This is a genomic window from Aliikangiella coralliicola (assembly GCF_007004725.1).
In the GTDB taxonomy this organism is placed as follows: domain Bacteria; phylum Pseudomonadota; class Gammaproteobacteria; order Enterobacterales; family Kangiellaceae; genus Aliikangiella; species Aliikangiella coralliicola.
In genome coordinates this window covers 593,820-611,132 of record NZ_ML660161.1, presented here as the reverse complement: position 1 = coordinate 611,132, position 17,313 = coordinate 593,820, and the positions used below count along the sequence as shown (strand labels likewise).

General features: G+C 41.6%; 20 protein-coding genes. 15 read left to right on the top strand and 5 right to left on the bottom strand.

Annotated elements, in window-relative coordinates:
• The first annotated feature begins 51 nt into the window (after positions 1-51).
• From FLL46_RS05490 to FLL46_RS05475, 4 genes are all read left to right on the top strand, one after another.
• Complete coding sequence (locus tag FLL46_RS05490) at positions 52-1,062, top strand: FAD:protein FMN transferase (RefSeq protein ID WP_142892469.1); 1,011 nt, start codon at positions 52-54, stop codon at positions 1,060-1,062.
• Positions 1,063-1,143: 81 nt separating this feature from the next.
• On the top strand, positions 1,144-2,091 hold the full coding sequence (locus tag FLL46_RS05485) for a carbon-nitrogen hydrolase family protein (RefSeq protein WP_142892468.1): 948 nt from the start codon (positions 1,144-1,146) through the stop codon (positions 2,089-2,091).
• Positions 2,092-2,209: 118 nt separating this feature from the next.
• Positions 2,210-2,419 carry a (Na+)-NQR maturation NqrM gene (nqrM, locus tag FLL46_RS05480; RefSeq protein ID WP_246119268.1) on the top strand — a complete coding sequence of 70 codons (210 nt, stop codon included), beginning with the start codon at positions 2,210-2,212 and terminating at the stop codon, positions 2,417-2,419.
• Between the two features lie 36 nt (positions 2,420-2,455).
• Positions 2,456-2,794: an outer membrane protein assembly factor BamB family protein gene (locus FLL46_RS05475; RefSeq protein ID WP_142892466.1), complete on the top strand. Its 339-nt coding sequence runs from the start codon at positions 2,456-2,458 to the stop codon at positions 2,792-2,794.
• A gap of 58 nt (positions 2,795-2,852) precedes the next feature.
• On the opposite strand, the gene FLL46_RS05470 is transcribed toward FLL46_RS05475, so the two are convergent.
• From FLL46_RS05470 to folP, 3 genes are all read right to left on the bottom strand, one after another.
• Positions 2,853-3,263 (bottom strand): CBS domain-containing protein, encoded by a 411-nt coding sequence (locus FLL46_RS05470; protein ID WP_142892465.1) that lies wholly within the window; start codon positions 3,261-3,263, stop codon positions 2,853-2,855.
• A 101-nt stretch (positions 3,264-3,364) separates the two neighbouring features.
• Positions 3,365-4,702, bottom strand: coding sequence for a phosphoglucosamine mutase (gene glmM / locus FLL46_RS05465; protein WP_142892464.1), 1,338 nt, complete (start codon positions 4,700-4,702; stop codon positions 3,365-3,367).
• Positions 4,703-4,730: 28 nt separating this feature from the next.
• Positions 4,731-5,591 (bottom strand): dihydropteroate synthase, encoded by an 861-nt coding sequence (gene folP / locus FLL46_RS05460; protein ID WP_246119267.1) that lies wholly within the window; start codon positions 5,589-5,591, stop codon positions 4,731-4,733.
• Between the two features lie 206 nt (positions 5,592-5,797).
• On the opposite strand from folP, the gene ubiE reads away from it, so the two are divergent.
• From ubiE to FLL46_RS05405, 11 genes are all read left to right on the top strand, one after another.
• Positions 5,798-6,562, top strand: coding sequence for a bifunctional demethylmenaquinone methyltransferase/2-methoxy-6-polyprenyl-1,4-benzoquinol methylase UbiE (gene ubiE, locus FLL46_RS05455; protein ID WP_142892463.1), 765 nt, complete (start codon positions 5,798-5,800; stop codon positions 6,560-6,562).
• Between the two features lie 29 nt (positions 6,563-6,591).
• On the top strand, positions 6,592-7,248 hold the full coding sequence (locus FLL46_RS05450; protein WP_142892462.1) for a ubiquinone biosynthesis accessory factor UbiJ: 657 nt from the start codon (positions 6,592-6,594) through the stop codon (positions 7,246-7,248).
• Positions 7,241-8,878: a ubiquinone biosynthesis regulatory protein kinase UbiB gene (gene ubiB / locus FLL46_RS05445; RefSeq protein WP_142892461.1), complete on the top strand. Its 1,638-nt coding sequence runs from the start codon at positions 7,241-7,243 to the stop codon at positions 8,876-8,878. The genes FLL46_RS05450 and ubiB overlap by 8 nt, the downstream gene beginning before the upstream one ends.
• A 56-nt stretch (positions 8,879-8,934) precedes the next feature.
• Complete coding sequence (locus FLL46_RS05440; protein WP_142892460.1) at positions 8,935-9,270, top strand: histidine triad nucleotide-binding protein; 336 nt, start codon at positions 8,935-8,937, stop codon at positions 9,268-9,270.
• Between the two features lie 125 nt (positions 9,271-9,395).
• Positions 9,396-9,641: a twin-arginine translocase TatA/TatE family subunit gene (gene tatA / locus FLL46_RS05435; protein WP_342779775.1), complete on the top strand. Its 246-nt coding sequence runs from the start codon at positions 9,396-9,398 to the stop codon at positions 9,639-9,641.
• Positions 9,642-9,684: 43 nt separating this feature from the next.
• Positions 9,685-10,041, top strand: a complete 357-nt coding sequence (tatB, locus tag FLL46_RS05430) for a Sec-independent protein translocase protein TatB (protein ID WP_142892458.1) — start codon at positions 9,685-9,687, stop codon at positions 10,039-10,041.
• Entirely contained in the window at positions 10,034-10,813 is a 780-nt protein-coding gene (gene tatC, locus FLL46_RS05425; RefSeq protein WP_142892457.1) for a twin-arginine translocase subunit TatC, read from the top strand. The genes tatB and tatC overlap by 8 nt, the downstream gene beginning before the upstream one ends.
• Positions 10,803-11,363 (top strand): hypothetical protein, encoded by a 561-nt coding sequence (locus tag FLL46_RS05420; RefSeq protein WP_142892456.1) that lies wholly within the window; start codon positions 10,803-10,805, stop codon positions 11,361-11,363. The genes tatC and FLL46_RS05420 overlap by 11 nt, the downstream gene beginning before the upstream one ends.
• Before the next feature lie 17 nt (positions 11,364-11,380).
• Positions 11,381-12,169, top strand: coding sequence for a YdcF family protein (locus FLL46_RS05415; RefSeq protein ID WP_142892455.1), 789 nt, complete (start codon positions 11,381-11,383; stop codon positions 12,167-12,169).
• 241 nt (positions 12,170-12,410) lie between these two features.
• Positions 12,411-13,058 (top strand): orotate phosphoribosyltransferase, encoded by a 648-nt coding sequence (pyrE, locus tag FLL46_RS05410; RefSeq protein WP_142892454.1) that lies wholly within the window; start codon positions 12,411-12,413, stop codon positions 13,056-13,058.
• A gap of 24 nt (positions 13,059-13,082) precedes the next feature.
• Positions 13,083-14,051 carry a hypothetical protein gene (locus FLL46_RS05405; RefSeq protein WP_142892453.1) on the top strand — a complete coding sequence of 323 codons (969 nt, stop codon included), beginning with the start codon at positions 13,083-13,085 and terminating at the stop codon, positions 14,049-14,051.
• Positions 14,052-14,155: 104 nt separating this feature from the next.
• Here the strand turns inward: FLL46_RS05405 and slmA are convergent, their stop codons facing one another.
• Together slmA and FLL46_RS27800 are read right to left on the bottom strand one after the other, a co-directional pair.
• Positions 14,156-14,740 carry a nucleoid occlusion factor SlmA gene (slmA, locus tag FLL46_RS05400; protein WP_342779774.1) on the bottom strand — a complete coding sequence of 195 codons (585 nt, stop codon included), beginning with the start codon at positions 14,738-14,740 and terminating at the stop codon, positions 14,156-14,158.
• Between the two features lie 9 nt (positions 14,741-14,749).
• Complete coding sequence (locus tag FLL46_RS27800) at positions 14,750-17,275, bottom strand: phosphomannomutase/phosphoglucomutase (RefSeq protein ID WP_281281932.1); 2,526 nt, start codon at positions 17,273-17,275, stop codon at positions 14,750-14,752.
• Positions 17,276-17,313 lie beyond the last annotated feature (38 nt).

Below are 17,313 nucleotides of genomic sequence, written 5' to 3'. Positions count from 1 at the left end.
TTTTCCAAGAAGTCTAATGCGACTCTGCAGAATACAACCTTAGAGTTTCTCATGAATTTAGAATATTTTCATAAGCTTTTCATTTCCTTCATCTTATTAGTCGCAGTAACAGCTTGCCAGCAAGACCCGCAGTACGCCCGTCTAAAAGGTTACACCATGGGAACCACTTACCATGTGACTATTGAGAAAAAATCAGTAGACGAACAAAAACTACAGCAAGCTATTGATAATCGGTTGGCTCAAATCAATCAACTGATGTCGACATACATTGATGATTCTGAACTTTCATTATTTAATAAATCATCTTCAACAAATTGTCAGAAACTATCGGAAGATACGCTTTATGTCATAAAAAATGCGATTGAAATTTCTCAGCAAACTAAAGGAAAGTTTGATGTCACTCTTGCCCCGTTAATCGAAATCTGGGGATTCGACAAAAAAGACACTGGCAACCAGATCCCAACTCAGGAAACCATCAAACAATTATTGTCGCAAATTGGATACGAAAAAATTTCAATTGGAAATAATTGCGTTGCCAAGCAAACCGATAAGCTCTCAATAAACCTGTCTGCAATTGCTAAAGGATATGCAGTCGATGAAATCGCGAATACGGTGAAAGCCCATGGCGTCAAAAACTATCTGGTGGAAATAGGCGGAGAGATAGCGTCGAAAGGCGTCAACGCAAAAGGCATTTCATGGCAAATTGCCATTGAGTCGGCCTCAAGTAAAGATCGCAGCATTCAGAAAATCATTGCACCTAAAGGGCTCAGCGTTGCGACCTCGGGAGATTATCGAAATTATTTTGAGAAAAATGGTCAGCGGTATTCTCACACAATTGACCCAACGACTGGATTTCCTATCACGCACAAATTAGCATCAGTTACCGTGTTACATAAAGAAGCGATGATGGCCGACGCCATTGCCACAGCGATGATGGTCATGGGACCTGATGATTCCCTAAAATTAGCCAATGAATACAAACTCCCAGTTTTTATGTTGGTGAAAAATGAGAATGGCTTTGAGGAAGTTTTCAGTGACGGATTTAAGCAATATGTTAAGTAAACAAGTTTAATATTTTGATTGTAATAAACTCGATAAATTTGAGTCCTGTAAATTAGTGTATTTTTTCGGAGAATAAGACGAATGCAAAAAATTAAAGTCGCTTTGGCACAAATAGCGCCCGTCTGGTTTAACCGTGAAGCCACTCTGGACAAAGTTAATCAGTTTGTTCAGGATGCCGCCAACGAAGGTTGTAAACTTATCGCTTTTGGTGAGGCGTTCGTTCCAGGATACCCCTTCTGGATAGAAAGAACTGATGGCGCCCGATTTAATGATGAAAGACAAAAAAATATTCAAGCTGAATATATCAAGCAGGCAGTTCAAATCGAGCGAGGCGATCTCAGCCAACTTTGCGAAACGGCAAAGCAAAATGAAATTTCGATTTACCTGGGAATTATAGAACGCCCTAAAGACAGAAGCGGCCATAGTTTGTACTGCAGTCTCGTTTACATCGACCAAAACGGCATTATCCAGTCAGTTCACAGAAAACTCATGCCTACCTATGAGGAAAGACTTAGTTGGTCCATAGGGGACGGTCACGGCCTGGTGACCCACTCCCTTGAAGATTTTACTGTAGGCGGATTAAACTGTTGGGAAAACTGGATGCCGTTGGCAAGGGCATCACTTTATGGGCAAGGCGAAGATCTTCACGTAGCAGTATGGCCTGGGAACATCAATAATACCCATGATCTGACCCCAGTCATTGCCAAAGAAGGGCGTTCCTTTGTACTTTCTGTTTGCAGTTTGATGCGCCCTTCTGATATTACCAATGCAATTCCGGAATTGGCTGAGCTTGCAGATTCAGATGAATCTTTTTTTGCTAATGGTGGCTCTTGTATCGCTAACCCCGATGGCACCTGGCTAATTGAGCCGAAAGTTGAGACCGAAGAATTATTAATTGCAGAACTCGATCACCAGATTGTCCGCAAAGAGAGGCAAAACTTCGACCCTGCAGGCCATTATTCCAGACCTGACGTTACTCGATTAGAAATCAATCGAACTCGTCAAAGTACCATTTCGATAAAAGATTAAAGTTAGTGATTATAATTTAGTATGTTGTGTTGAAACCTCTAAATTTTGAAATTGTTTTATTAAAGTATATTTTTGAGTTAGTAAGATTATGGAATTATTTATTATTACGTTCGTTCTAATGCTAGTTGTCATCTTGATAATGGCTGTCGGCTATATTTTTCAACGCAAAAAAATTAAAGGAAGTTGCGGTGGAATTTCCGATCTTGGACTAGAAAAAGTTTGTGATTGCGAAGAACCTTGTGACAAACGCAAAGAACTCAACAAGCGTATGGAAGCACAGAGAAAAGCTGAACAGCAAATCGATATAAAAATACTGGATCATAACTAGGGCGTGTTTATCGCTAGTGAACATAAAGAGGGTAAAATGGAAAAGATTTATTTAGGTATGAATGGTTATGTCGTTTGTCTTAAACAAAAAAATGGAGAGGAAATTTGGCGAACTAAACTAAAGTCCAGCCAAATAACCAACATTACCCTGGATGACGATAAAATTTACGCATCTGCCGGTGGACATTTATTTTGTGTTAATGCTAAAAATGGAAAAATAATTTGGGAAAACGGTTTGTCCGGTCTTGGTTATGGCGCTTGTATTATTGCAACCTCCAACCAGTCAGCGAGCGTTATTGCAGCAAACATCCAGGCACAACAATCTGCAAGTATCGCAGCTGGTGCTGGAGCAACAACCGCCGCTACTTCAAGCTAACTCACCGCTCTTAAAACACATTCAATTGAGGGTAAACTGAACTAATCCGGGAAACGGATTAGCTCGGGCTTGTCTGGCTGATACGACAAAACGCATTTAATACACTTTGTCTAGAAATCATGCCAACCAATACATCCTTTTCAAGTACTGGATACATACGCACGCCATCTTTCAGAAACCTTTCAGCAACATCGGTAATGTTTTCTGAAGGATGAACTGTTTTCAGTTGAGTCGCCATCCTATCTGACACAAGATCACCATAGTCTTGATTGTAAACTGCACTCAAAACAGTATGTAAACAATCTTTTTCCGATAGATAACCAATCAAACGATTATGATCATCAAGTACAGGAGCACCAGACAAACGATATTCGAGCAATGTCTGAGCCGCTTCGACAATGTCTACCTCAGGTTTCAAGGTAATCATTGCTGATGTCATGTAATCTTTTACCGTTACCGAATTAAGCATGCACTCTCCTTAACCGTTTATGTTTAAATGACGACTAATAAGTTTTATCAACTCATTAATTTTATCTGCTCTTTACGTATCATAAAACTTGATAGCTGCTGTTAGAGCTTTTCACGTACAACATCTGCTAGTTGATTAGCAAGTTTATCGACCTTCGGTGCGTCCTCTCCTTCAATCATCACTCGAATCAGAGGCTCGGTACCAGAAGCTCTTAGCAGAACCCTGCCTGTATCTCCCAGATCATCTTCAACTTCATTCACTGCTTTTACAATAGCATCATTTTGCATTGGATCGCACTTTTCGGAGATTTTCACATTCACCATAGTCTGAGGCATTTTAAACATGCCCTGTTTTAACTCTGCGAGTGATTTATTCTCGCAAGCCATGGCAGCTAAAACCTGTAACGCGGAAATAATTCCATCGCCAGTTGTATTTTTATCTAAACAAACAATATGTCCAGACGACTCTCCACCAAATCGCCAACTGTTCTTGTGCAGCAACTCCATCACATAACGGTCGCCAACCTTTGCTCTGGCGAAAGGAATTCCGTCGGCTTCGAATGCTTTTTGTAAACCAAAATTCGACATCAAGGTTCCAACAACACCGCCACCTAAAACGTCTCGCTTATTAGCATCTTGCGCAATGATGTACAATATTTCATCGCCATCCACTATTTCACCAGTGTGGTCAACCATCATGATTCTGTCGGCATCACCGTCAAAAGCAAGCCCGATGTCCGCCTTGTTAGCTTTAACAACTTTCGCTAATGTAGCCAGATCTGTCGCACCACATTCTTTATTTATATTTAAGCCGTCTGGCTGATTAAAAATCGTTTGAACATTTGCGCCTAACTCGCGAAATACCTTAGGGGCAATGGAGTAAGCAGCACCGTTGGCGCAATCAATAACGATTTTCAAACCTTCTAATGAAAGTTGAGTTGGAACACTTGCCTTACAAAACTCAATATAGCGTCCCGCAGCGGTTTTTACCAATTTGGCTTTACCCAATTTGTCTGCCGAAACCGTCGTCATCGGTTGATCAAGTTGATTCTCAATTGCTAATTCGACTTCATCTGGCAGCTTAAATCCTTCCGGCGAAAAGAACTTAATTCCATTATCGAGATAAGAGTTGTGAGATGCAGAAATAACGATTCCTGCTGCCGCCCGAAAAGTACGGGTTAAATAAGCAATTCCCGGTGTGGGCATTGGGCCGAGTATTTGAACATTCATTCCTGCGGCAATAATTCCTGACTCTAACGCAGACTCAAACATGTAGCCCGATATTCGAGTATCTTTACCAATTACAATCCGATCACGGTTACTGCTGCCGAGAACCTTCCCTATCGCCCATCCTAGTTTCATAACAAATTCTGGTGTAATTGGATATTCGCCGACCTTCCCGCGGATACCGTCGGTACCAAAATATTTTCGTGCAGACATCGATGTCTCCTAATTGACTACTTATAAGTTATATTAATTCAGCTGTATTTGTTGCTATAAAAATTTTTTTTACATCCGATGTTTGTTTTACATCGTGTACCCTGATGATTTTTGCTCCCTGCTGCATGGCAATTAATGCTACCGCTAAACTAGCCGCTAATCTATCGTTAACATCTCTGCCTGTGATTTGCCCCAACATCGACTTACGCGATAACCCTGCCAATATCGGCACATTCAAGTCATTAAAACAGGATAACTGAGTTAATAGTTCTAGATTATGCGGTAATGTCTTTCCAAAACCAAATCCTGGGTCAATAGCAATTAACGAAGTATCAATTCCCGCGTTGACACAGGCTGCAATTCTCTCGCGCAAAAAACCTTTAACCTCGCTAACAACATCCTGATAACTCGGATTATGTTGCATGGTTCTCGGCTGTCCCTGCATATGCATCAGGCAAACAGGCAGTTTAATCTCAGAGACAACGGCTAACGCCCCTGGTTCGGTCAATGCTCTCACATCGTTGATCATGCCAGCCCCCGCTTCAGCCGAAGCTCGCATTACTCCAGGTTTGCTCGTATCAACCGAAACAGGAACCCCTAACCGGCTTACTCTTTCAACCAGTGGAATAACACGCTTGATTTCTTCGCTTTCTGAAACGGCTTTTGCACCAGGGCGAGTAGACTCACCGCCAATATCAATTATATCGGCGCCTTGCTCGATCATTTCCTCTGCGTGTGCCAATGCCTGGTCAAACTGATTAAAACGCGCTCCGTCAGAAAATGAATCAGGAGTAACATTCAATATCCCCATAATGAGCGGTTCATCCGAACTGAAAATACCTTTTGTTGAGTGTCCGTCGCGCTTTTCTAATGATTTCTGATGAGACAAGATAGCTTTAAGCCCTAGCCTGAAATGTAATACTAATATTATGTCAAATTAATGAGCCGGATCAAAGCCATAGGAATCACTCTTAAATTAACTTCTATTTGTCAGATAATTGAATTAATCCACTGAACATCTAGCGGTAAAGCTGACCTATATGCTGACACTTGTTATACTAGCGACAATTTTCTATTACCCAACTTAATCGTCCTATGTCGCAACAATCAGCGCCTGAGCAGAAAACCACGCATTTCGGATACCAGGAAGTTCCACTCAATGAAAAGCAGCACAAAGTCGCTGACGTTTTCCATTCGGTCGCACAGAAATACGACATTATGAATGATTTGATGTCTGGTGGTATTCACCGCCTCTGGAAACGGTTTACGATAGAAATGAGTGGAGTCAGGCCAGGGCATCAGATACTCGATCTTGCCGGTGGTACTGGTGATTTAACCGCATTATTTGCGCCGAAAGTCGGCCCCAATGGAAGAGTCGTTTTAGCTGATATTAATGATTCCATGTTAAAAGTTGGTCGTGATCGCATGATTGATCGCGGAATAATGAATAATGTGGACTATTCTCTTGTTAACGCCGAGTGCCTGCCTTTTGCTGACAATACCTTCGATTGCATTACCATTGCTTTTGGCCTGCGCAATGTTACTAACAAACAAAAAGCCCTTAACTCAATGTTCCGTACACTTAAACCGGGTGGCAGGTTACTGGTTCTTGAGTTTTCAAAACCCATTTATCCCTGGTTAAGCAAAATCTACGACCATTACTCATTTAACCTGATTCCAAAGTTCGGCCAGTGGGTTACCGGCGATGAGGAAAGCTACCGTTACCTGGCCGAGTCAATCCGCATGCATCCAGGTCAGGAGGAACTCAAACAAATGTTTGCAACGGCGGGATTTGAAGACAGTGAATATCATAATCTCACTGGTGGCGTCGTCGCACTCCACCGTGGATTCAAATACTAATCTTTCAGCGCTAAGGATTAACAAGGGTAATGTTAACTATCAACCGGTTATCCGCTACTTTTATTGAACAGGTCGGCAATCGAATTTTAAATCTCGACGCTGAAGCCCATCAAAAGCTGAAAGAATTCGAAAATAAAGTCATTCACATCGAAATTACTGACTTACAACTCGATTACTATTTCATTTTTCCGAATGGGACACTTGTTGTACAAGATTCAAAAAATGAGTTCGCCACAGCCCAGGCGGAAGAATCTGAAGAATCTATTGCGAGAAAAACTTCCGCCTCAATTAGTGGCAAGTTAAGAGCTTTTCTTGCTGCAGCTAGCGCAGAACACTCGGGCGACTCAGTATTTACCGGCGATTTGCATTTTTCAGGCGAAATTAATACGGCCAAAAAATTTCAGGATTTCGTTCAATCACTGGAAATAGACTGGCAAGAACCACTAAGCCAGTTGCTTGGAGACGAGATAACTCATTTTGTCTCTCGCGGTGTCAACCATGCACAGCAACTCTTTAAAAATTTTGTGACTCAAACTCGCCAGGACGTGCCCGAATATTTGCAAGAGGAAGTGCGAGTCACTCCGACTCAAACAGAGCTCGATATTTTCTTTGAAACAGTCGACTTAGTTCGGAGCCAGACAGATCGACTACAAGCACGGTTGCAGAGACTTCAAATTAATGACTAGTTTACTCACCCTACGGCGCGCCTTTGTCATCAACCGAATACTCATTCGTCATGGTCTGGAAGAATTTTTAGCGCCGACACCGTTATCCAGATTGACCCAGCTTATGCGGCTTTTTGCCCTGACAAGCAATCGAAACAAGTCGTTGAATCGAGGCCAGAGACTTAACCAGGCATTGACAGAACTAGGCCCGATTTTTATTAAACTCGGCCAAATGCTGTCGACGCGTCGTGACCTGCTTCCAGACGATATCGCAGATGAGCTCGCCAAGTTACAGGATAAAGTCGCCCCTTTTGAATCAGAAGTCGCAATTAATGTCGTTGAACAACAACTTAATAGCCCTATTGATCAAGTATTCAGTCAATTCGACCGCACCCCACTGGCTTCAGCATCCGTCGCTCAAGTCCATAGTGCAACATTGATTAACGGTGACGACGTAGTTGTTAAGATAATTCGCCCTGGGATTAAGAAGAAAATAAAGGCCGACTTGAAATTGCTCTATTTACTTGCAGGCTGGTTTGAAAAATACTCGTCAACAGGCAGGCGGCTTCACGCTAAAACCATTATTAAAGACTATCAGACTACATTATTTAACGAGCTTGACTTGCGCATCGAAGCGGCAAACACGAGTCAACTAAAACGTAATTTTGAAGATAATTCAATTTTATATGTACCGGCAGTTTATTGGGATCTGTGCCGCAAGCGTGTCATGGTACAGGAAAAAATCTCGGGAATCCCAATTGGCGATATTGAAGCGCTAAAAAGTGCTGACGTCGACATGCGGCTTTTAGCCCATCGCGGTGTAGAGATATTCTTTACCCAGGTATTTAAACACAGCTATTTCCATGCAGATATGCATCCCGGCAATATATTTGTCGATGCGTCTAATCCTCAAGACCCGAAATATATCGGAATTGATTGTGGAATTATGGGAACACTTAACGAATCAGATAAGCGTTACCTGGCACAGAATTTCGTCGCATTTTTTAATCGGGATTATCGCCGAATCGCCGAACTTCACCTGGATTCAGGCTGGATCCCGGCCAAAGTCTCTGTTGAAGAGTTTGAGTCTGCGATCCGCACTGCTTGCGAACCAATTTTCGGTAAACCACTGGATGAGATATCTTTCGGCCAATTCCTGGTGCAGCTATTCCAGACAGCCAGACGATTTGAAATGGAAGTTCAGCCGCAGCTCGTTTTACTGCAAAAAACGCTGCTCTACATTGAAGGACTCGGGCGTCAGCTTTATCCCAAGTTAGACCTGTGGGAAACGGCACAACCCTTTTTAAAAAGCTGGTTAAAAGAAACCTACGGCCCCAAAGCTGTGTGGCTTAAAATGAAGAATAAGGCGCCTGAATGGCTAGAACAGCTGCCAGAAATGCCTGATAAAATAAATAAATTGCTAGATCAGGTCGAAAAGCGCGAAGAGCACCAACATCAACTTGTTAATGCCATTCAAACCTTGAAAAAAGCACAATCCAGAGGAGCGCAGAAGATAGTCTGGGCGCTCGCAGGCACCGCATTAGTCATGGCCGGCTTTAGCGAACTTCCCGGTTGGCTTAGTGCTCAATGGGGAGATGTGGGCTTGCTGACCTTGTCATTGGTTTGTTTTATGGTATCTTTCAGATCCTGAGTTTCGCCTGTTCCTTAAATTGAGAACCTGCTAGCATCTATCCACGGAGATATGAAATGAGCGATTGTTTATTTTGTAAAATAGAGAGAAATGAAATCCCATCTGACCGTGTCTACGAAGATGAAGATGTTATTGTTATACGTGATATTGCTCCAAAAGCAGATACTCATTTGTTAGTTATCCCAAGAAAACATATCGCAAGCCTAAACGAATTGTTACCAGAAGATCAGGCGCTGATGGGAAAAATCATGTTATTGTTACCTCAACTAGCGAAGGAACAAGGCTTGCATAGTGGTTTTAGAACCATAATCAACACAGATAAAGGTGGCGGGCAGGAAGTATTCCACATTCATGTTCACCTACTTGGTGGCGGCCATTTACCGTTTGCATGACATTTGGCCATCGTAACGATAATATCGAGTTGTTGATAGCACATTTATTTAACTTCTATTTGCTGGAAAGAAGCTTGAATAAGACTTTATTAAAGATAATACATTGTTAAAAGAGAGACGTAATCATGGGCTTAAGTATTCCTAGTCTAATTCTAATTTTAGTCATCGTTATTCTGCTTTTCGGCACTAAGAAACTTAAAAATATCGGTTCTGATTTAGGCGGTGCTTTAAAAGGATTTAAAAAAGCGGTTAATGACGGCGAAACAGAGAAAAAAGAAGCTATTGAGAAAAAAAATGATGATTCAGTGATTGAAGGCGAAATCGTTAACGGAGAAACAATTAAAGAAGAGTCAACGAAGGAAAAAGACTGACCAGAGTAATTTTCACACCTTCAATAAACGAGAATTTTAACTGATGTTCGATATCGGCTTTCTTGAGCTTTTTATCATCGGCGTAATAGCGCTAATAGTGTTGGGTCCTGAAAGGCTGCCCAAAGCAGCAAGAACCGTTGGGCTCTGGGTTGGAAAAGCGAAGCAAAGCTTTAACTCAATAAAACAAGAAATTGATCGAGAGTTAAAAGTCCAGGAACTTCAACAACAACTCGAAGAACAAAAAGCGAAATTAGAAGAACAGGTCGAACTGAAATCGCTTAAAGAAGAACTATCAGAAACACAAAATACCATCAATAATATTTCAGACAACTTTTCGTCATCACTAGACGACAAAACTGCTGAAGCAGAAAAAGAAAAGAAATTACCGAGCAATGACTGAAGAAGCCTCTCAAAGCGCTGCTAAAAGCGAAATGCCACTGCTCTCTCACCTGCTGGAACTTAGGGACAGGTTGTTAAGATCGGTTATTGCAATTCTTGTGGTGTTCCTGGCACTATTTTATTGGGCGAATGATATTTATTTACTTTTGTCAGCGCCACTAAGAGAAAATCTTCCTGAAAACTCAACGATGATTGCGACCAATATCATCTCGCCTTTTCTCACGCCATTTAAAATGACCGCTATCATCTCGGTGTTCATTGCTATGCCGTATATATTACATCAGGCGTGGGCATTTATTTCTCCCGGACTTTACCGTCACGAAAAGCGATTTGCTTTTCCATTGCTTTTTTCAAGTATTGTACTTTTTTATTCTGGGCTGGCATTTGCTTACTTCGTTGTTTTTCCTTTAGCCTGGCCATTTCTTACTGGCGCAGGGCCGGCAGGTGTCCAGGTTTTGCCTGACATTAGTAGTTATTTGAGTATCGTTCTAAAAATGTTTTTTGCCTTTGGTCTTGCATTTGAAATACCAGTGGCTACTGTACTTATGATATGGTCGGGCTTAACCACAGTGGAAAGTTTAAGAGAAAAGCGCCCTTATGTAATAGTGGGTGTATTCGTTGTTGGTATGTTGCTAACACCGCCCGATGTCATTTCACAAATTTTACTCGCGATTCCAATGTGGATTTTATTTGAACTGGGAATTATTTTTGCTCAAATCAGTCCAAACAAAAAATCAGGTGATGTAGCCAATAAGGAAAATAATGAACAATAACTCACGCAACATAAAATCATTAGTTAAGGTTATTCTAGTTAGCGCGCTAATTTCTTCGCTGCCGGCCTATGCAGATATAAGCGCTGATATTAACCGATGTACAAAGATTCAGGATAACAATGACCGGTTAACATGCTTCGATACTGTAGCCGCTTATTACAAAACATTTCCAGCCGCGGAGCCAAAAGCCAATAAAGAACCGGTAAGACCAGCAGTCGGAAATACGCCCTCTCAGGAAATCAATGCGCCGGTTAGTATCCCTAAACCGACCAAAGAAATTGTCACCTCAGAAGATGCTTTTGGCCGATCATCAGCTGAACTTGTTCAAATAGAAAGTCTGAAATCGAATATTGTCGGCGAATTTCGTGGATGGAAAAAAGGTAGTACTTTAACCCTGAAAAACGGTCAAAAATGGAAGGTAGTCAGCCGAACCACCGGCTATGTAAAACTTCAAAACCCAGCGGTGGAAATTACCCGTGGTGTGTTTGGTTCATTTAACATGAAAGTCAATGGACTCAATGCTGTCGCAAAAGTGCGACGGGTCGATTAATCAATACCGGATTAATCGTGAGCTGGGATATATTAATAAGTTACACTTTCAAAGCCTTTTTGCTTCCACCGGGAATCAATTTACTTTTGTTGATAGTCGGATTGGCGATGCTTGGTTTTAGCCGATTTCGTCGCTCGGCAATCGCTTTAATCAGCCTGGGATGCATTAGTCTGGTAGTGCTAAGTACACCAACAGTATCTGATTCACTGATTGCTTCGTTAGAAGTTGATGAAGCAATTAAAATGCCTCAATTAAAAGCCCTTCAAGCCGACCAGCAAACCGATAGGGCTATTGTCGTATTGTCAGGAGGGAGGTTGTCGCGAGCACCTGAATATGGCGAAATAGATACCGTCAGTGCGCAGACGCTACTGCGAATACGTTATGCCGGGTGGCTTCAAAAAAGGCTTCATCTTCCCGTGCTATTATCAGGCGGCAGTGTTTTTAACGAAGCGACTTCTGAAGCTGTACTCATGAACCAGGTAATGGTATCCAGTTTTAATATAGCGCCCAAATGGATCGAGTCACAAAGTAAAAATACCGCAGAAAATGCTGTCTATTCTTCACAAATTCTCAAACAAAACAACATTAACGAAATCCTCTTAATCACCCACGCATGGCATATGCCAAGAGCAAAAAAAGAATTTGAAAAACAAGGAATTACCGTTATTCCTGCACCGATGTCATTTTCATCAAATAAAAAACCAGGTAATTTCACCGATTATTTACCTAACGCCAAAGCCCTTCACCGAAGCAGCAGTGCGCTACATGAATTATTAGGTAATCTTTGGTACGACATTCGCTATTAAATCAATTGTTTGAAATCATCAGATTCGCTTTATATTAGAGCCGCTAAACGAATGATGGCGCGTCAGTTAATGCTAAATCCCGAATTCAGGTTGTTTAACTTGTCCGATCTTCAAGTCCTTTGCAGGGAGTGTTCGGAATAAAATAGATAACTGTTTATCGTTTTAACGAGTATCCGTGTATTGATGTGGTTTTTTAAGTTAAAATCAGGCCCACTAACCAACTAACTCATTCTAAAAAATAATGGCTGATAATAAGACAACCTTTATTGACCTGGCTATTCGCAGAAAAGCGCTTAAATTTGGTGAATTTACACTTAAATCGGGTCGAATAAGTCCATACTTTTTTAACGCCGGTTATTTTAACCAGGGAGAGGACTTGGCTACCTTAGGAAATTGTTACGCTGAAACTCTGATTTCAGCCAACGCAGATTTTGATATGTTGTTTGGCCCAGCCTATAAAGGAATTCCACTGGCTACAACGGCTGCAGTCGCATTATCACGAAACAACAACGTCAACGTCCCTATCTGCTTTAACCGAAAAGAGGCAAAAGCTCATGGTGAAGGTGGCAACCTGGTTGGCGCGCCTTTAAAAGGAAAAGTAATGATAATCGACGATGTTATAACCGCTGGTACAGCCATTAGAGAATCGATAGATATTATAAATGATTCTGGTGCTACACCTGCCGGGGTATTGATTGCACTGGACAGGCAAGAAAAAGGCCAGGGGGAACTGTCGGCGATTCAAGAAGTCGAAAAGGACTATAATTTGCCTGTTTATGCTATTATCACTTTAGCGGACCTGCAAAATTATTTACAGGACCAACCGGAGCTCTCACTTTATCGAGAACCTATGTCTCAGTACCGCGAAACTTACGGGATCTGTGGTTAAATTTTTAATAGAGTGTTGATATTTATGAGAAATGTAAACCTATTAATTTTACTGTTTGTACTAGCATTATTTTCTTTCGAGGGAATGGCTAAACAGTTTTATCGTTATAAAAACTCCGACGGCGCCTTAATCATTAAAGACCAATTAACCAATGAGATGATTGCTGTGGGTTACGACATTCTGAATGATTCAGGTAGAGTCATTAAGCGTGTCGGACCGGGAAAAACACTTGCTGAAGAAGAGCAAGAGCGCCTGTCTAAAATTGAGCAAAAAAAAGCAGAAATACAACTGCAGCAAAAAATTCGAAGTGACGCAGAATTGCTTCGCCAGTTTAGTTCTATCGGAGACATTATTCGCAATCGCGATGCCCAGCTTTTAGCGCTAGAACAAAGAATCAAAATACAAGAAAGCAAATCAGATTTACTTAAATTACAATTAGAAGATCAGCAAAAACAGGCCGCCACTCACGAACGCTTAGGCCAGAACCTTCCTAAATTACTTCAAAATGATATCCTCGCAACTCGTCAACAACTAGTCAGAAATGAGCAAAACTCTAACTTACTTGAAGACGAAAAAATAAAAGTTGCAAGTCGATATGAAAAAGATATCGTCCGCTACAAAGAGTTGGAATCTTTACGTAAGACATTAAAGAAAGATGCGAAAGAAAATGACGGTTCTCAACCTGTGATTTATGATTGTCCTGATCCTCGAGTTTGCCAACGCGCGTGGCAACTGGCTCAAGTTTATGCCAAAGATAATGCATCAGGACAAATTGAAATTATTACCAATACTCTGATACTGACTAGTAAACCGGAAAAAGATACCGAGATAGCATTATCTTTTTCTCGCATTCCTGCTCCTAACAATGGTAATCAAATCGTATTGGAAGTGTCGTGTAATAACACTGAGCAAGGTGTTAACTTGTGCAAGAGTAACCAAGTTAAAAAAGTTCGAACTAGTTACCTGAGTTTTCTTAAAGAACGTCTTAACTGATAAAGTCGTATTTGAACATTAAGTTTATAAGGTTAATGTTCAAATACGGATAAGTCATACAACCATAAAATATCGCCTAAAAATCGAGTTAGGTCTATTTGGATTTAATTCGACAAACCTTGTCTTAACAATCGCCACTGAACTTCCCACTGATCAACTGGCTGAATCGCGAAATTAGAACGTACAAACTGTTGAACACGGCCTTCAATCACAGAAGTGATTAATTTCGCAATGGCTGCAGAGTCGACACTAGAGTTTCCCTGTTCAATCGCCTCAGTTCGCAAAATCTGCTTAAGATTCAATTCGAGCTTGTCAAACATCTGGGAAATGCGCTCTTTAAGGCGCTGGGTTTCGCCCAATAATACTTCGCCAGTCAACAAACGAGAAATCCCAGCGTTACGCTGGCTAAAATTAAGCACTAACGAGGCGACTGTATAGCATTTTTCTATTGCTGGCTGCGGCCCTGAAGCTACCGAGTTAACCCGGCTAAAAATACTTTCTTCACAAAAATCGAGTAATGACTCGTACATTCTAGCTTTGCTAGGAAAGTGGCGATAAAGTGCAGCTTCAGATACACCAACCTCCTTAGCCAATCGTGCAGTGGTAATCCTGTCGCCCAAGTCGCTTTCCAACATATGCGCGAGGCTTTGTAGAATATCCTGCTTTCTATTCGACTTTTTATCGACCACAATATCCCCCTAGAAATTCAAATCTAAACTGCTATCAACCATCATCATTTGTTGTTTAAAAATATTTTTTATTCGTTCAATGATTTGCTGATCATTCCCCTCAAACCTGATAACCAGATTAGGAGTCGTGTTCGAAGCTCTTACCAGTCCCCAACCATCCTGGTACTCGACACGCACACCGTCAATATCAATCATTTTTCCTTCACCAAATGCGCCTTGTTGAGACAAACGGTTGATAAAATCGAACTTCTTTTCATCGGCAATTTTGACATTAATTTCCGGTGTGACCTCACTGTCAGGTAATGCTTTAAATACCTCCGCTGATTTTCGTGTATCTGCTGACAATACTTCAAGCAATCGTGCTGCGGTATATAACGCATCATCAAATCCATACCAGCGCTCTTTAAAGAAAATATGACCGCTACATTCGCCGGCAAGCAATGCGCCGGTTTCTCTCATTTTGGCTTTAACCAGTGAATGGCCCGTTTTCCACATAATTGGATGACCACCATTCGCAGAAATCACCTTCGCCAGATGCTTGGTACACTTCACATCAAAAATAATGTCAGCGCCGGGGTTTCGGGATAGTACATCCATTGAGTAAAGCATCATCTGGCGATCAGGCCAAATAATGTTGCCTTCAGAGTCAATAACACCCAGCCGGTCGCCATCGCCATCAAAAGCCAGTCCGACATCGGCTTTTTCAGACTTGACCAGATCAATTAGTTCTCGCAAATTTTCAGGCTTGCTCGGATCCGGATGATGATTTGGAAAATTACCATCAACTTTACAATAAAGACCTATCACCTCGCAGCCTAGTGCTTGCAATAATTGAGGTGCAATTTTTCCAGCGACACCATTACCACAATCGACTGCCACCTTAAGCGGTTGCGCTAACGCGACATCACTGGTTACCTGACCAATATAATCTTGGGTAATACTGGCAGTTTCCTGACTGCCACTGCCCTTAACCATATTATCGGTTTCAATCCGCTTGCGAAGTCCCTGAATATCTTCCCCTGATAGTGTTTTCCCAGCAATAACAATTTTTAAGCCATTATAATCTCTGGGGTTGTGACTGCCTGTTAACATAACGCCGCTGCTGGCATCGAGATAATTCGTCGCAAAATAAAGTATCGGTGTTGGTACCTCACCGACATCAATAACATCTCTACCACTTTCAACTAATCCAGCTTTCAGGCACTCGAGTAACTCAGGTCCGGACAAACGCCCGTCACGAGCAACAACGACCCTCTGCTCTCCTCTTTCAAAGGCTTCACTGCCGATAGCTCTTCCAATTTCCTTAACGATTTCTGGTGTTAAAGTATCACCGACAACACCACGAATATCATATTCACGGAAAATCGATTCAGGAATAAAAGCACCACCGGTTATTTGTAAAACCTCAGCGCCCTGACTGTCTGATGATGAATCCGTTTCAAGCGCTTTTATCAATGAGTCAGGCTTTGACTCTATTGCTTTGGTGTCTTCTTTACTTTCTTTTGTAGATTCCGTGGACTGCGAAATTTCCAAGTCAAACCCCTCTCTTACCAATGTTTTCGACATATCTTGAAAAACCTGTAAATCAAATTCCGTAACAGTCAGAGGCTTGCCTTCTTTCTTGCTATCAATTAGCCATTTAACAAATCCCGATGCGTCGCTTCTAACCATTGTCTGAAGGTGTCTGAGACCGAAAAATCCTCCGATTCCAACTAGCGCCAATACCAAAATTAATCCGCCAAAAAACAACATGAGTTCTAATTCAGAAGTAAATTTAGCAGGATCTGCTGGCCAAAAAGCAATTCTCCACGGTGTTTGTGCAACTTTCGCAACACCTAAAGGCTCTCCCTGTTTAAATTGATTTCCACCAATCGAAATAATCGTTCTATTTTGGTTGGCAAAACTCTGCCAGAATTCGTAATACCCTGGAACGAGTCGCTCTTTGGGCAGCGCCTTAGCAAAAATGCCAAAATCGACTCCAATAACAGCAACTTTACTAGTGCCGGTGATCTTAAAAATCACCACCACATGCTGGCTAGCTTTTCCGGCATCGATAGCTTCGTGCATTACCGTATCCGCGGTTTTTAACTGGCGGATGAGTTGTAATGTTACATTAGTGATAACTGGTTTTGACTGCGGATCGACATCATGAATATCGCTATCTAAAATTCGTACTCCAACAACATCCGTTAGGCGTTGTTGTAAGTTTTCTTCCATTTGTTTCAATTGTTCGGGAGTAGCAGTACGCAAAATTTGCTTTGCGTTTGGATCTTTTAAAATTGATTGAGCTGATATACTAATACTATCGAGTCGGCTCAACACCAACTCCATATATGACGTCATAGTCACATTAACAAAAGTTCGATTACGGTCTTCTGCAGGGTGAATAACCACGGAGTAATACTGAACAACAGCAACAAAAATGATTGTTAATATGCATAGAGTCAAGTAAGGCAGCGAGTAGGATAACAGTGTATTGGCTTCCTGTTTCGGTTTTACCTTTTTTTGTTTTTCTTTCTCTTTATTAATTTTCACCTTGAGTCTCCATTAGTGCCCTTAGCGGTTACTACCCC

Bases quoted from the DNA above. Each gene is read 5' to 3' on its own strand.
- nqrM (WP_246119268.1), top strand. From the start codon at position 2,210: ATGCTAGTTGTCATCTTGATAATGGCTGTCGGCTATATTTTTCAACGC.
- tatC (WP_142892457.1), top strand. From the start codon at position 10,034: ATGACTGAAGAAGCCTCTCAAAGCGCTGCTAAAAGCGAAATGCCACTG.
- FLL46_RS05440 (WP_142892460.1), top strand. From the start codon at position 8,935: ATGAGCGATTGTTTATTTTGTAAAATAGAGAGAAATGAAATCCCATCT.
- tatA (WP_342779775.1), top strand. From the start codon at position 9,396: ATGGGCTTAAGTATTCCTAGTCTAATTCTAATTTTAGTCATCGTTATT.
- FLL46_RS05470 (WP_142892465.1), bottom strand. From the start codon at position 3,263: ATGCTTAATTCGGTAACGGTAAAAGATTACATGACATCAGCAATGATT.
- FLL46_RS05475 (WP_142892466.1), top strand. From the start codon at position 2,456: ATGGAAAAGATTTATTTAGGTATGAATGGTTATGTCGTTTGTCTTAAA.
- FLL46_RS05420 (WP_142892456.1), top strand. From the start codon at position 10,803: ATGAACAATAACTCACGCAACATAAAATCATTAGTTAAGGTTATTCTA.
- FLL46_RS05450 (WP_142892462.1), top strand. From the start codon at position 6,592: ATGTTAACTATCAACCGGTTATCCGCTACTTTTATTGAACAGGTCGGC.
- FLL46_RS05485 (WP_142892468.1), top strand. From the start codon at position 1,144: ATGCAAAAAATTAAAGTCGCTTTGGCACAAATAGCGCCCGTCTGGTTT.
- FLL46_RS05405 (WP_142892453.1), top strand. From the start codon at position 13,083: ATGAGAAATGTAAACCTATTAATTTTACTGTTTGTACTAGCATTATTT.
- tatB (WP_142892458.1), top strand. From the start codon at position 9,685: ATGTTCGATATCGGCTTTCTTGAGCTTTTTATCATCGGCGTAATAGCG.
- ubiE (WP_142892463.1), top strand. From the start codon at position 5,798: ATGTCGCAACAATCAGCGCCTGAGCAGAAAACCACGCATTTCGGATAC.
- FLL46_RS05490 (WP_142892469.1), top strand. From the start codon at position 52: ATGAATTTAGAATATTTTCATAAGCTTTTCATTTCCTTCATCTTATTA.
- ubiB (WP_142892461.1), top strand. From the start codon at position 7,241: ATGACTAGTTTACTCACCCTACGGCGCGCCTTTGTCATCAACCGAATA.
- glmM (WP_142892464.1), bottom strand. From the start codon at position 4,702: ATGTCTGCACGAAAATATTTTGGTACCGACGGTATCCGCGGGAAGGTC.
- pyrE (WP_142892454.1), top strand. From the start codon at position 12,411: ATGGCTGATAATAAGACAACCTTTATTGACCTGGCTATTCGCAGAAAA.